Raw genomic sequence first — 13,687 nt, forward strand, 5'->3', positions numbered from 1 at the left:
TGTGGGAGAGTATGTCGTCGCCTTTCTTTTTAGAATCCTCATCATTAATCTGATGGGGATTTTTTGTTTTTATACTTTTTTTAGAAAAGGCAGAGTAAATAGTGACTATAATTCTTGTATGAAAGTGAATAGCTCTTTTGTTTAGGCAATAGGAAGTTGTTGTAAATATTGTAATTATTGGCAAAAAAAAAACTAATTAAAATTACAAAATCACTATTTATAGTGATGCTAGAGAAAAAATAGAGTGCTAGCTTTGAAATAAAGTTATAATGAAAATAGTTTTAGTTTTGACAGCTATTGATGAATAATACTTTTTTATTTTAAATATCATGATCTTATTACTTGCTCGAATAACTAGTGTGGCATTGGGGAGCTTTACTATATTATTCGGGCTTAGTAATAATTAAAATCAGAATGTTTAATCTACTAAACCATTTTCTACTGCGTATTTTACTAAACCAGCTGTATTTTTTGCATTCAATTTTGACAACAAATTGCGACGGTGTGTATTTACTGTATTTAAGCTTATAAAAGTTTTTTCGGCAATTTCAGCAGTATTGTATTCTTGGGCAATCAATACGAGAATTTCTTTTTCCCTTGTGCTTAGTTCTGTCAGATTAAATGCTTGTTTTTCAATTCGTGAGCTACTCGTAAGATGTTTTTCTTCTAATTCTTCTGCGAAATAGTCTTTGCCTAATGCAATTGCATTAATTGCGTTTAAAAGCTCTTCTTTTGAGGCATTTTTTAATAAATAGCCATTTACACCAATTCTTATTAATCTAGAGATAATCATCACATTGCTATGGGTGCTTACAATCAGAATTTTAATATACGGATATTGTTTTTTAAGAATCTTGCTTAATTCAATCCCGTCCATTATTGGCATGCTGACATCAAGAATAATAAAATCGATATTGCCTTTTTTAACGATATCCAATGCTTCAATTCCGTTTTCAGCTTTTCCAGCAATACATATGTTTGGTTCTTGTTCTAATAAAGAAATAATTCCCTGAAGAAACATTGTATGATCATCGGCTATAAGAAGGTTAATTTTATTCATTCAATAAAAGATTAATTGTTTTTTAGTTCGTTAAGCTGATTTTTTAGATCAATACCTTTAATTTTAGATTTTAATTTTTGCTGTAATAGTGGAATTTCGATATTAAAGATTGTGCCTCGCTTTAATTTAGAATCAATTACAAATGTGCCATTTAGTTTGTTAATCCGGTTTTCCATATTGATAAATCCAATTCCTCTTGAAATATTTTCGATTTCAAAGCCAACTCCATTATCTTCAAATAATAGGTTTAGGATGTTTTCAATATAATTCAATTGAATTTCTATTTCAGAAGCTTTGGCATGTTTGATAGTGTTAGTTAAAAGTTCTTGAATGATCTTAAAAATTTCGATCTGAATATTTTCGTCCAATACATTGATTCCTTTTTTCGGATATGGTATACACGAAATTTTGATTCCGCTTACATCACCGATATTTTTTAGGTAAGATTCTAATACTTCCAAAAAATTATTCTGGTTAAACTTTTTTAGGAGTAAGGTGTGAGATAAATTTCGGACCTGTTGGTACGTTTCGTCTAATTGTTGACTTATTTTTTGAATATTTGAAAAATTAGAAGAATTTAAGTGATTTACCTGTAATTTTATTGCAGCCAAATTACCGCCAATGCTATCGTGAAGTTCTTGTGAAATTCGCTGTCTTTCCTTATCCTGCCCGCTAATTTCAGCCCTAATTAATTCTAATTCTTGTTCTTTTAAAATACTGTTTAATTTTTGAGTGCTAATTTCAGTTTGTTTAATATTGAGTAAATGCTGTACTTTATATCGTTTATAGAACTGAAATAGAAGTCCTATTATTGGAATTAAAAATATTAGAAGAGCAACTATGGTAAACATTCGGATTTTCTTTTCCTGATTAATTTCCAATGTTTTTAGTTGTTGCTCTTTCTTTAAAAGAGAGATTTCGTTACGTTTTTTATTTGATGAATTCTGATAAGCTAGAATAGTATTTTCATTGTTTTTCTTTGAAATTTCATCTTGAAGAATCATATTTTTAATTGCGTCTTCTTGACTCAACAAGATTAATTTTTTTGTCTCGTTTTCAAATCTTAAGCTTTCAATTTCCTTTTGTTTTTGCGCAGTTTTAAATTTGATTTCAAATTCATGAATCTCCTTAGTTCTCTCCATTTTGGATATAGAATCTTTTAGATGAGTTGATTTTTCAAAAAACAAGTAAGCATTTTTATAGTCGTCTTGTTTGAGAGAGATTTTGCGTAACTCGTCATAAATATCTATTTGATTTTGAAGCAAGCCAAAATCTGCTGATTTCTCAAGAGCTTCAGAAAAAAATAATTTTGCCTCATTGTATTTTTTTTGAGAAGTGTAGCAGTCGCCAATAGTACTTCTTGAGATAATTGCCAATTGGTTTAGCTCGTTTTCGTCGGCAATAGAAAGGGCGTCTTGATACATTTTTAAAGCTTCTTGATATTTGCTTTGTAACTGATAGTTTTCGCCTAGACCTAATAAAATGATAACTTTTCCTTGAAAGTTATTGGTTTTTTCTGAAAGTGTTTTCCCCTTTTTATAATAAAAATTAGCATTATCATAATCTTTTAGTCTTGAATAGAGGTCGCCAATATTGATATAACTTCCCAAAGTTATTTCTGGATCATCTTTATATTCAAGACATTCCTTAAATAGCTTTAGAGCATTTTGGTAATCGCCAAGTTCTGTATATGTCTGAGCTAAACCATGTATATGAGTATAATAAAGGTTTTTTTCGTGATATTTTTGGGAAGCTTCGATGCCTTTTAGATGCCATTTTTTACTTTCGTTAAATAGCCCCTTCTTATTGTAATTAATAGCTAATAGATTGTATCCTAATGAGAACAGCCTATTTTTTAAAGAGTCATTAGAAGTTGTATTATATTTAAATGCTTGATTTGTGTAATAGATAGAAGAATCTATTATGGCTCTTTTATTGAAATAATAGGCAAGAAGAAGACTTGTACTCGCAATTGATCGATTATCTATTTTTGACTTTAAAAGTAAATGTGCTTTTTTATAAGCTTTTTTTTCTTCCCCTTTGTTGTACAAATCATAAAGACTTAGAATTTTGTTGTTTTGTTGGCTAGTAGAAGACTTTTTGACAGCAGCAGTTTTCTTTTTATTTTCAACCTGTGCCTTAAGACTGAAAGATAAAAAGATGAAGATTATGAGGTAAAACCTTCTTAACCAGATTGCCATACATTCTTGGTTTGTATTTTAAATAAAATTAGGATAAATTTTAAAGTTTTGTAAACTTGGGCTTTACTAAAGTATTCCTTGACTGGTAAGTAAAAGTACTACAAATAAGTTTAAAATAGTTACTGAAAAAATAAATTTTTTAGACAAAGATGTGAAATTCAAAATAATTAAAATTGTTTTGAATTGTTTGAAAATGAATTAATTACGTATTTTAAAAAGGCTAAATGTTTCTTAAATTGATTTGAATCTAAATTTTCTCACAGTAAATTAGTGAGAATATATTTAAATGAATAGATCATGAAAAAGAAAGTATTTTTAGTTATAGGATTTTTAATGCTAATGGTCTCAACCCAAGCACAAAAGAAAATAGAAGTGACAGAATTGCCAAAACCAGCACAAGATTTTTTAAAGAAATATTTTAGTCATACAACTGTCGAACTAGCTAAAAAAGACGCTGAACATGGAGAAAAGGGATATGAAGTTAAGTTAAAAGATGGTACAGAAGTAGAATTCTGGAAAGATGGTTCTTACCGCGAAGTTGATGGTGGCGACAATCCAATTCCAATCGCTTTTATTCCAGCTAATATAAAAGCTTATGTTGCCCAAAATTATCCAAACGAAAAAATAACGCACATCGACTATGGGCACAAAGATCTTGATGTAGATTTAACAAATAAAATTGATTTAGAATTTACCAAAGACGGTAAAATTTTAAAAGACAAAAAGGGGGATTAATATGTGTAATCAATTTTTAGTATCCGGATTTATATTTCAAACTGAAAATAAATCAGGGCATTTTAATTTGTGACTAATTCTTTAGAATAAAAACGTGAGAGAAAATAGTTTATATTTACATCTTCTATTAGTTATTTTATGGAAGAAAATAAACATGTAACGATTTACGATATTGCTGAGAGACTTAATTTGGCAACATCTACGATTTCACGAGCTTTAAAAGATCATCACACGATAAGTGATAAGACGATTAAAAAAGTGAAAAAGACCGCTGAAGAAATGGGATTTGTTCCGAATACTTTAGCTGCAGGTTTACGTGGAAACAAAACCAGAACAATCGGTGTTTTGATTCCTACTGTTACACAGCCCTTTTTATCTTCTTTAATTAGCGGAATCGAAATCACAGCTCAAAAATCGGATTATACCGTAATTATTATGCAGTCGCATGACTCGTATGAAGAAGAAGTAAATATGGCTAAATCTTTGTATTCTAATCGTGTAAGCGGTGTAATCTGTTCACTAGCCATGGAAACTAGAGATACGGCACATTTTAATCAGTTTTCAAACAATAATATCCCATTGGTTTTTGTTGATAGAGTTCCAAAAGGATATAATACTTTTAGAGTTGTAATTGACAATTATACAGCAGGTTACAAAGCTACCAAACATCTTATCGAGCAAGGCTGTATTCGCATTGCACATTTTACTGCTGGTTCAGAATTAGGGAATTTGTACAACGAAAGAAAAAGAGGTTACATAGAAGCCTTAAAAGATCACAATATAGAAGTTGAAGAAGAATTGATTATCAATTTAAATTCAGTTACTTATGAAGATGGTGTAAAAGCTAGCAATCATTTATTTGATTTAAAGCCAATTCCAGACGGATTATTTGCACCAGGAGATATTTTGGCTGTAAGTGCCGTGCAGACTGCTAAAAAACGAGGGGTTAAAGTACCCGAAGAATTTAAAGTAATTGGTTTTAATAATGACCCGATTTCACAAATTATAGATCCTAATTTATCAACTATTACACATCCAGCTGAAAAAATGGGAAAAGCGGCAGCTGAAATTATTATTAAGAATTTGAAATCATCTAAAAATGATGATGCAAAAGAAATTACTTTTTTGAATACAGAAGTACTCGCAAGGGAATCTACTCAGAAATAAACTTTTTTAAAAAAAATAACATATGACAGAGCAGGATAGTTTTTATAATTATCCTGCTTTTATTTGTTATATAAATTATTTTTTTTGAAAAAAAGACGACTAAAATTTCTTTCTTAAATAACAATCTTATATTTTTACACAACCGATTGCAATTATTGTTTTGTTTCGAATAATTCATTTTTTAAATTAAAATTTTGTAAAATGATTTTATTTCTAAATAAAATATTGATTCTTTCGGAATGAGATTGTAAAGTATAAATTAAACGCCTATGAGTTTATTAAGATTTGTTATCCTGTTTTTTTTGATTTCCTATTCGGCTTTGGCTCAAAAGGATTATAAATTGTGGCTTCAGTATAATAAAGTAGCTAATTCTACAATAGCTTCAGAATACCAAAACAATCTTAAAGGAATTGTAGTTTTAGGAAATTCTGAAACTATAAAAATTGCAAAGAAAGAACTCAAAGAAGGATTTTTGAATATGTTGGGAAATATCCCTGAAATAAACCAAAATATAGAAGGAGAAAATAATATTATTGTTGGTTCGCAATTTAATCTAAGTATTGAAATCAAAAACGAACTAAAATCTGATTTTGATAAAATCAATAATGAAGGTTTTATCATTAAAACCATTTCTCTTAAAAATAAAAAGCAAATCGTTATTACAGGAAAAAATGATGTTGCTGTTTTATATGGAGTTTTTAATTTCCTGAGAATATTACAGACTAACAAGACCATTAAAAATTTAAATATTTCTGATTCTCCTAAAACCAATATCAGAATTCTCAATCATTGGGATAATCTAGATAGAACTGTCGAACGTGGTTATGCTGGATTTTCACTTTGGAATTGGCAGAAATTGCCTGATTTTATCGACCAGCGTTATATAGATTATGCCAGAGCAAATGCTTCAATCGGAATTAACGGAACGGTTTTAACGAATGTAAATGCAAACGCTTTAATTCTTACTTCGCAATATTTAGAAAAAGTTGAAGCATTAGCAAATGTTTTTAGACCTTTTGGGATAAAAGTATATTTAACTGCTAGATTTTCAGCACCAATCGAAATTGGAAACTTAAAAACTGCCGACCCAAAAGACCCAGAAGTCATTAATTGGTGGAAAAATAAATCAGCTGAAATTTATAAACGAATCCCAGATTTTGGTGGATTTTTGGTAAAAGCCAATTCAGAAGGCCAGCCAGGACCACAAAATTATGGAAGAGATCATGTTGATGGAGCGAATATGCTGGTCGATGCCGTAGCACCTTTTGGTGGAATCATTATGTGGAGAGCTTTTGTTTATTCAGAACATGATGCGAATGATAGAGCTAAGCAGGCTTACGCCGAATTTCAGCCGTATGACGGAAAATTCAAAGAAAATGTAATCGTTCAGGTAAAAAACGGAGCAATCGATTTTCAGCCCAGAGAACCGTTTCATCCATTATTTGGGGCAATGCCAAAAACGCCTTTAATGATGGAATTTCAAATTACGCAGGAATATTTAGGTTTCAGTACACATTTGGTTTTCTTGCCTAAAATGTTTCAGGAAGTTCTCGAATCCGATACTTATCAAAAGGGAAAAGGTTCAACTGTTGCCAAAGTGGTTGACGGAACTTTGTACAAAAGTAAACTAACAGGAATTGCAGGTGTGGCTAATATTGGCAACGATTTAAATTGGACAGGACATCCTTTTGCACAGGCCAATTGGTATGGTTTCGGAAGGCTGGCATGGAATCCTTATTTGGATTCAGAAACCATTGCAGATGAATGGTTGAGAAGTACTTTTTCGAACGATGAAAATTTCATCAAACCTGTAAAAAATATAATGATTGAATCCCGTGAGGCAGTTGTCAATTATATGACACCGCTTGGTTTGCATCACATTATGGATACGGGACATCATTACGGACCAGGACCTTGGGTATTCAATTTGTCAAGGCCAGAATGGAACCCGACTTATTATCATAAAGCTGATAAAAACGGAATTGGTTTTGACCGATCGAAATCAGGAACAAATGCAGTTTCGCAGTACGCGTCAGAAGTAGCAAATCTTTTTGATAATCTAGAAACTTGTCCCGAAAAAGATCTTTTATGGTTTCATCACGTTTCATGGGATTATAAACTGAAAAATGGTCAGACACTTTGGAACGGTATGGCATTGAAATATCAGGAAGGTGTAAATCAGGTGGTAGCAATGCAGAATGTTTGGAAGAAAACTGAAAACTATATTGACAGCGAACGTTTTAATGAGGTTGAAATGTTGTTGAAAATTCAGTACAAAGAAGCAAAATGGTGGCGCGATGCCTGTTTGCTGTATTTCCAGCAGTTTTCTGGCAAAGAACTTCCTACTGGCGTAGAAAAACCAACACAGACATTAGAGTATTTTAAATCATTAAAATTTCCATTTGCACCAGGGAATGGATAAATAAATTATGAAGTAATTGTAACGCGAATCCGTGTCATCCGCGTCCAAAAAAATATAGTATAAAAATTATGAGTAAAAAAACAGCAATTGTAACCGGAGGAAATTCGGGATTAGGTTTTGCAACAGCAAAAAAACTTTGTGACAACGGAATCACAACTTACATAATCGGAAGATCAAAAGACAAAACAGAAGATGCTTGCAGAGAGATTGGAGAAAATGCTATTCCAATAATTTTCGATTTAAATAATCTAGCGGGTATTCCAGAGATGATCGAGAGTATCACAAAAGAAAATTCAATTGATATTTTGGTAAACAATGCTGGAATCAACATGAAAAAAGAAATTCCAGATGTAACTGATGAAGATTTTCTTTCCATAATTCATACCAATTTGCTAAGTGTTTTTGCAGTAAGCCGAGAAGTGATAAAAAATATGAAAGTAAATGGAGGCGGAAGTATTGTTAATATCAGTTCAATGGCATCGCAATACGGAATTCCAAAAGTAATTGCGTACTCATCAAGTAAAGGCGCTATCGAAGCAATGACGCGCGCAATGGCTGTTGAGTTAGCTCAGTTTGGTATTCGTGTAAATTGCATTGCTCCAGGATTTATCAAAACTAAAATGTCTTCAACGGCACTTGATAACGATCCAGAAAGAAAAAATAAAGTATTAGGAAGAACACCAATGGGTTATTTAGGAGAACCATCAGATATTGCAGATGCTGTTTATTATTTCGCTTTAAGCGAATCAAAATATACAACAGGAACTGTTTTGCCAGTTGATGGCGGAAATAGTATTGGGTTTTAATTTAAAGTTCCTAAGAAGCAAAGGCTCAAAGGTTCAAAGGTTTTTTGAGGCCGCAGATTAAAGGATTAAAAAAGATTAAAATTAGCTCAATCTGCAATCCCGATAGCTATCGGGAGCGGGAAACAAAACTTTGCATCTTAACGACTTTGCGGTATAAAAAAAAGAAATATGATAAAAATGCAACAAACCATGCGGTGGTTCGGACCAAATGATAATGTTAAGCTGATTGATATTCGACAAGCTGGAGCGACGGGAATTGTAACCGCATTGCATCAAATTCCGGTTGGTGAGATCTGGACGGTTGAAGAGATTCAGGAAAGACAGCAGATGGTTAGAAATGAAGGTTTGGAATGGACTGTAGTGGAAAGTCTTCCTGTTCATGAAGAAATAAAACGTGCTTCTGGAAACTATTTGCAATACATTGAAAATTATAAAATCAGTTTGCAAAATCTGGCAGAATGTGGCATTAAAATTATAACTTATAATTTCATGCCAATTCTGGACTGGGTAAGAACCAATCATAATTTTATGAATGAGGATGGAAGCAGGGCTTTGCTGTACAATCAGGATGCATTTACTTATTTTGATATGTTTCTTTTGAAAAGACCGAATGCAGAACACGATTATTCAGCTGATGAAAAAGAAAAAGCATTACAATTTGGAAATAAATTGTCTGAAGACGAAAAAGCATTGTTGTTTAAAAATGTTTTGTTGGGATTGCCTGGAAGCAAAATCAATTTTACGGCAGAACAGATTTTATCGCTGTTAGAAAATTACGCTGAAATTGATAATGAAAAACTAAGAGAAAACCTCATCTGTTTTTTATCTGAAGTAACGCCGATTGCAGAAAAGAATGGACAAAAATTAGCGATTCATCCAGATGATCCGCCATTTTCAGTTTTGGGTCTTCCGAGAATTATCTCAACAGAAGCTGACTTGCAAGCTATTTTTGGTGCCGTTCCTTCAATTGCCAACGGATTGTGTTATTGCACAGGTTCATTAAGTGCTGATCCAAAAAATAATCTTGAAAAAATAATAGATGATTTTGGAGATCGAATTCATTTTTTACATCTGAGAAATACTATCCGCGAAAGCGAAACCATTTTCAGAGAATCTGAGCATTTAAACGGAAATGTCAAAATGGAAGTTATCGTTGAGAAATTATTGGTATTAATGAACGAAAGAAAAATAAGTCTTCCAATGCGCCCAGATCATGGTTTTCTCCATAGAGTGGATGAGGAAACAGAAACTTATCCAGGTTATTCTCTGATAGGAAGATTAAAAGGTTTGGCTGAATTAAGAGGGTTAGAAATGGGAATTGCTTACAAATTGAGTTTGTAAATCAAATAAAAAACTATTAACTATTTAAACCAAAAAACATGAAATTTATTAAACCGTATTTATTTGCCTTTACAGCTCTGCTGTCTGCGAGCTGTACATCTCAGAAAGAAAAGCCTAGTTTGAAAGATCTTTATAAAAATGATTTTTATATAGGAACTGCATTAGATTTAAATCAGATTAATGAAAAAAGCAAAAAAGAAGATTCGCTGATTCGAAAAGAATTTAATGCTATTACAGCAGAAAATATCATGAAGTCGATGTACACGCATCCGCAGAAAGATAAATACGATTTTACTCTAGCAGATAAATTTGTGGCGTATGGCGAGAAAAATAAAATGTTTATTCATGGGCATACTTTAATTTGGCACAGTCAGTTAGCGCCCTGGATGGAAAAAATCGCAGACAGTACAGAAATGAAAGCGTTCATGAAAGATCATATCACAACAATAGTTTCTAGATATAAAGGAAGAGTCAATTCGTGGGATGTTGTGAACGAAGCTTTAAACGAAGACGGAACTTTACGAAAATCGATTTTTCTGAATACACTGGGTGAAAAATACTTGGCTAATGCTTTCAAACTAGCAGAAAAAGCGGATCCAAAAGTAGATTTATATTACAACGATTATAATATCGAAGAACCAGCAAAAAGAGCTGGAGCAATTGCTTTAATCAAGAAAATCAAAGCTGAAGGCGGAAAAGTAGATGGAGTGGGAATTCAAGGGCATTGGAAATTGGAAAGCCCATCATTGGAGGAGATTGAAAAAAGCATATTAGAATATTCAGCTTTAGGACTTAAGGTGGCTTTCACAGAATTGGACATTACGGTTTTGCCAAATCCTTGGGATTTAAAAGGAGCAGATGTAAATCAGAATTTTGAAGGAAGCGAAAAAATGAATCCGTATCCAAAAGCATTGCCAGATTCTATTCAAAATAAACTTGCAGAGCGTTACGCATCGATTTTTAAGCTATTTTTAAAGCATAAAGACAAAATAAGCAGAGTGACTTTTTGGGGTGTTCACGACGGGCAATCTTGGTTAAACGGCTGGCCAATAAAAGGAAGAACAAATTATCCGCTGCCATTTGACAAAGATTTAAAACACAAGAAAGCATACGATAGTATTTTAAAGCTGAAAGAAACTAAAAAATAGATGCTTAAAAAGCGTAAGTTTTGATGAATTAACAACAATCGGTTGTGAAATGAAAAATTATTTAAATAAGGAAAACTAAATTTGTATAATATGTTTTTTTGTCTAATTTTACACAACCGATTGTTTTAATTGTAATTCAACGCAATCTTGTCATTTCGACTAAGGAGAAATCACACTAGAAACTCCGCACAGAATGTCGTCAATCTTTGTCGAATCCCGCGTGTGATTTCTCCTTAGTCGAAATGACAAAAAAAAAGAAACTAACTAACTATCCAAAATGACCACAAACCCACGAATGACCAACATTTCACAAAAACTATCCATCAAAGAAAAAATTGGGTACAGCTTAGGAGATTTAGCCGCTAATCTAGTTTTTCAGACTTTGATGACATATCTGGCGTATTTCTATACCGATATTTATGGCTTATCGCCAACCGATTCTTCCATCATTATGTTGATCGTTGGTTTAATTGCGGCTTTTGTTTTTAATCCAATTATTGGGGTTTTGGCCGACCGAACAAGTACCAAATGGGGAAAATTCAGACCTTGGATTTTAATAACCGCAATTCCGCTTGGAATCGTGGCGTTGTTAGCATTTTCAACTCCCGATTTCTCTTATAAAGGGAAAGTTATTTATGCGGTTGTAACGTATACTTTACTGCTTCTTTTTTATGCAGGAAACAATCTGCCGTATTCTGCCTTAAGCGGAGTGATTACGGGCGATATGAAAGAACGAAACAGTATGTCGTCGTATCGTTTTGTTGCAGTCATGTTTGCACAATTTTTTGTTCAGGTTTTTATGCTTGGCATTATCAAAAGTGCTGGAAACGGAGATAAAGCAGTCGGAATCGAAAAAGTAATGACGGCTTTGGCAATTATCGGCACTATTATGCTTTTAATTACATTTTTAACGACCAAAGAAAGAATCATTCCAAAGCCGGAACAAAAGTCAAGTATCAAAGAGGATTTAAGCGATTTAATCAAGAATAGACCTTGGATAATTATGCTTTCGCTGACAACTTTGGTTTTTGTAACTCTGGCAATGAAAGGCGGCTCATATGTGTACTATTTTGAAAACTATGTAAATAAAGACGAGCTAGCTGTTTTTATTCAACCTATTTTAGATTTTTTGACCACTATAGGATTGAATCATTTTGGCAACGATCCAGTTTCTGCGGGCTTTGGTTTATTCAATGCAGGCGGAATTATCTTTATGATTGTTGGTATTACTTTGTCTAAAAACTTGGCTGACAAATACGGAAAACGAAATGTATTTAGATTGTTTTTATTTATTTCGACTTTGTTTGTTATAGCTTTTTATTTCTTTCCGCCAACGTCAATCAAACTAATGTTTTTCTCTCAAATTTTACATGGATTTTTCTATGGCATCACAATCCCTATTTTATGGGCAATGATTGCCGATGTTGCCGATTATTCGGAATGGTTGAATAACCGTCGTGCTACTGCAATTATTTTCTCTGCTATGATGGTTGGACTGAAAACAGGATTAAGTGTTGGAGGCGCTTTAACGACCTTATTTTTAGGCTATTTCCACTACGTTCCAAATGCTCCTCACCAATCAGAAATAGCTATAAACGGAATCAAATTATTAGTGAGTATTTTTCCTGCAATCCCTTTTTTAATTGGAGCCGGACTATTGTTTTTCTATAAAATCAATAAAGAAATGGAAGTGCAGATTGAAACAGAATTAAAAGAAAGAAGAGCTTAATTATTTAAACAAAATATTACTATGCCCGAAGACAGCATTGAACACATTAATTTTGAAGAAATTAATAATATGGCGATTTCGAAGCCTTTAGTGTCCCATATCTATACAGCCGATCCTTCGGCGCATGTATTCAACGGGAAGATTTACATTTATCCGTCGCATGACATTGATGCGGGAATTCCGTTTAATGACAACGGCGACCATTTCGGAATGGAAGATTACCATGTCTTTTCGATGGAAAACATTTCATCGGAAGCTGTGGATAATGGAGTCGCGCTTCATGTTGATGACGTTGCCTGGGCCGAAAAACAGATGTGGGCGCCCGATGCCGCGCATAAAGACGGAAAATATTATCTGTATTTCCCTGCCAAACGCGCCAGTGGAATTTTTCAGATTGGAGTAGCAGTTTCAGATTCTCCAGTTGGACCATTTGTTCCTGAAAAGGATGCTATAAAAGGCAGCTACAGTATTGATCCTGCTGTTTTTGAAGATGAAGACGGTAAACATTATATTTATTTTGGAGGAATCTGGGGCGGACAGCTTCAGAAATACCGCAACAATATATATGATGAGAACAACGAAGAGCCTTTGGCAGAAGAAAAAGCTTTAGGGCCAATCGTAGCTTTGTTAAGAGACGATATGTTGGAATTTGCAGAAGAGCCAAAAGAGATTAAAATATTGGATGAAAATGGAAATGAGATTCTTGCAGGCGATAATGCCCGACGTTTTTTTGAAGCTTCTTGGGTTCATAAATACAACGAAAAATATTATTTCTCTTATTCAACAGGAGATACGCATTTTATTTGCTATGCAATTGGAGATAATCCGTATGGGCCGTTTACATATCAGGGAAGGATTTTGAATCCAGTTATAGGCTGGACATCACATCATTCAATTTGTGAAGTAGAAGGCGAATGGTATTTGTTTTATCACGATTCAAGCCTTTCAAAAGGCGTAACGCATCTTCGAAGCATGAAAGTGACTAAGATAGATTATTTGGAAGACGGCTCTATTGTAACCATTGACCCGTACGGAATAAGAAGATTATTTGATTAAGATTTTTGTGTAAAAAAATTT

The 13,687-nt window shown here is 33.0% G+C and carries 10 protein-coding genes; 8 read left to right on the plus strand and 2 right to left on the minus strand.

Translation table 11 applies throughout. The features are described from left to right. Nucleotides 1–418: 418 nt before the first annotated feature. The gene (locus DMA14_RS00150) at nt 419–1,060 is read right to left on the minus strand and encodes a response regulator (protein WP_111422174.1); all 642 of its coding nucleotides are present in this window, start codon (nt 1,058–1,060) and stop codon (nt 419–421) included. An 11-nt stretch (nt 1,061–1,071) separates the two neighbouring features. Then, nucleotides 1,072–3,261 (minus strand): tetratricopeptide repeat-containing sensor histidine kinase, encoded by a 2,190-nt coding sequence (locus DMA14_RS00155; protein WP_111422176.1) that lies wholly within the window; start codon nt 3,259–3,261, stop codon nt 1,072–1,074. A 297-nt stretch (nt 3,262–3,558) separates the two neighbouring features. Here DMA14_RS00155 and DMA14_RS00160 point away from each other — a divergent pair, with 297 nt between their 5' ends. The 8 genes from DMA14_RS00160 to DMA14_RS00195 all read left to right on the plus strand — a co-directional run bounded on the left by DMA14_RS00160 (nt 3,559) and on the right by DMA14_RS00195 (nt 13,666). Beyond that, nucleotides 3,559–3,996 (plus strand): PepSY-like domain-containing protein, encoded by a 438-nt coding sequence (locus tag DMA14_RS00160; RefSeq protein ID WP_111422177.1) that lies wholly within the window; start codon nt 3,559–3,561, stop codon nt 3,994–3,996. A 138-nt stretch (nt 3,997–4,134) separates the two neighbouring features. Continuing rightward, on the plus strand, nt 4,135–5,163 hold the full coding sequence (locus tag DMA14_RS00165; protein ID WP_111422179.1) for a LacI family DNA-binding transcriptional regulator: 1,029 nt from the start codon (nt 4,135–4,137) through the stop codon (nt 5,161–5,163). 269 nt (nt 5,164–5,432) lie between these two features. Next, entirely contained in the window at nt 5,433–7,586 is a 2,154-nt protein-coding gene (locus tag DMA14_RS00170; protein ID WP_111422180.1) for an alpha-glucuronidase family glycosyl hydrolase, read from the plus strand. Nucleotides 7,587–7,654: 68 nt separating this feature from the next. Beyond that, complete coding sequence (locus DMA14_RS00175) at nt 7,655–8,392, plus strand: SDR family NAD(P)-dependent oxidoreductase (protein ID WP_111422182.1); 738 nt, start codon at nt 7,655–7,657, stop codon at nt 8,390–8,392. A gap of 177 nt (nt 8,393–8,569) precedes the next feature. Beyond that, nucleotides 8,570–9,733 (plus strand): mannonate dehydratase, encoded by a 1,164-nt coding sequence (gene uxuA / locus DMA14_RS00180; protein ID WP_111422203.1) that lies wholly within the window; start codon nt 8,570–8,572, stop codon nt 9,731–9,733. Between the two features lie 38 nt (nt 9,734–9,771). Continuing rightward, on the plus strand, nt 9,772–10,881 hold the full coding sequence (locus DMA14_RS00185; RefSeq protein WP_111422184.1) for an endo-1,4-beta-xylanase: 1,110 nt from the start codon (nt 9,772–9,774) through the stop codon (nt 10,879–10,881). Between the two features lie 295 nt (nt 10,882–11,176). Continuing rightward, a complete protein-coding gene (locus tag DMA14_RS00190) occupies nt 11,177–12,610 on the plus strand; it encodes an MFS transporter (RefSeq protein ID WP_111422185.1) in 1,434 nt (477 codons plus the stop codon). Between the two features lie 21 nt (nt 12,611–12,631). Beyond that, nucleotides 12,632–13,666, plus strand: coding sequence for a glycoside hydrolase family 43 protein (locus tag DMA14_RS00195; RefSeq protein ID WP_111422187.1), 1,035 nt, complete (start codon nt 12,632–12,634; stop codon nt 13,664–13,666). The last annotated feature ends 21 nt before the right edge of the window (nt 13,667–13,687 follow it).

Source organism: Flavobacterium sharifuzzamanii (genome assembly GCF_003254585.1).
Taxonomy (GTDB): Bacteria; Bacteroidota; Bacteroidia; order Flavobacteriales; family Flavobacteriaceae; genus Flavobacterium; species Flavobacterium sharifuzzamanii.

What these genes read in the sequence shown, in the direction of transcription:
- DMA14_RS00155 (WP_111422176.1), bottom strand. Translation starts at nt 3,261, where the DNA reads ATGGCAATCTGGTTAAGAAGGTTTTACCTCATAATCTTCATCTTTTTA.
- DMA14_RS00190 (WP_111422185.1), top strand. Translation starts at nt 11,177, where the DNA reads ATGACCAACATTTCACAAAAACTATCCATCAAAGAAAAAATTGGGTAC.
- DMA14_RS00195 (WP_111422187.1), top strand. Translation starts at nt 12,632, where the DNA reads ATGCCCGAAGACAGCATTGAACACATTAATTTTGAAGAAATTAATAAT.
- DMA14_RS00165 (WP_111422179.1), top strand. Translation starts at nt 4,135, where the DNA reads ATGGAAGAAAATAAACATGTAACGATTTACGATATTGCTGAGAGACTT.
- DMA14_RS00185 (WP_111422184.1), top strand. Translation starts at nt 9,772, where the DNA reads ATGAAATTTATTAAACCGTATTTATTTGCCTTTACAGCTCTGCTGTCT.
- DMA14_RS00170 (WP_111422180.1), top strand. Translation starts at nt 5,433, where the DNA reads ATGAGTTTATTAAGATTTGTTATCCTGTTTTTTTTGATTTCCTATTCG.
- DMA14_RS00160 (WP_111422177.1), top strand. Translation starts at nt 3,559, where the DNA reads ATGAAAAAGAAAGTATTTTTAGTTATAGGATTTTTAATGCTAATGGTC.
- DMA14_RS00150 (WP_111422174.1), bottom strand. Translation starts at nt 1,060, where the DNA reads ATGAATAAAATTAACCTTCTTATAGCCGATGATCATACAATGTTTCTT.
- uxuA (WP_111422203.1), top strand. Translation starts at nt 8,570, where the DNA reads ATGCAACAAACCATGCGGTGGTTCGGACCAAATGATAATGTTAAGCTG.
- DMA14_RS00175 (WP_111422182.1), top strand. Translation starts at nt 7,655, where the DNA reads ATGAGTAAAAAAACAGCAATTGTAACCGGAGGAAATTCGGGATTAGGT.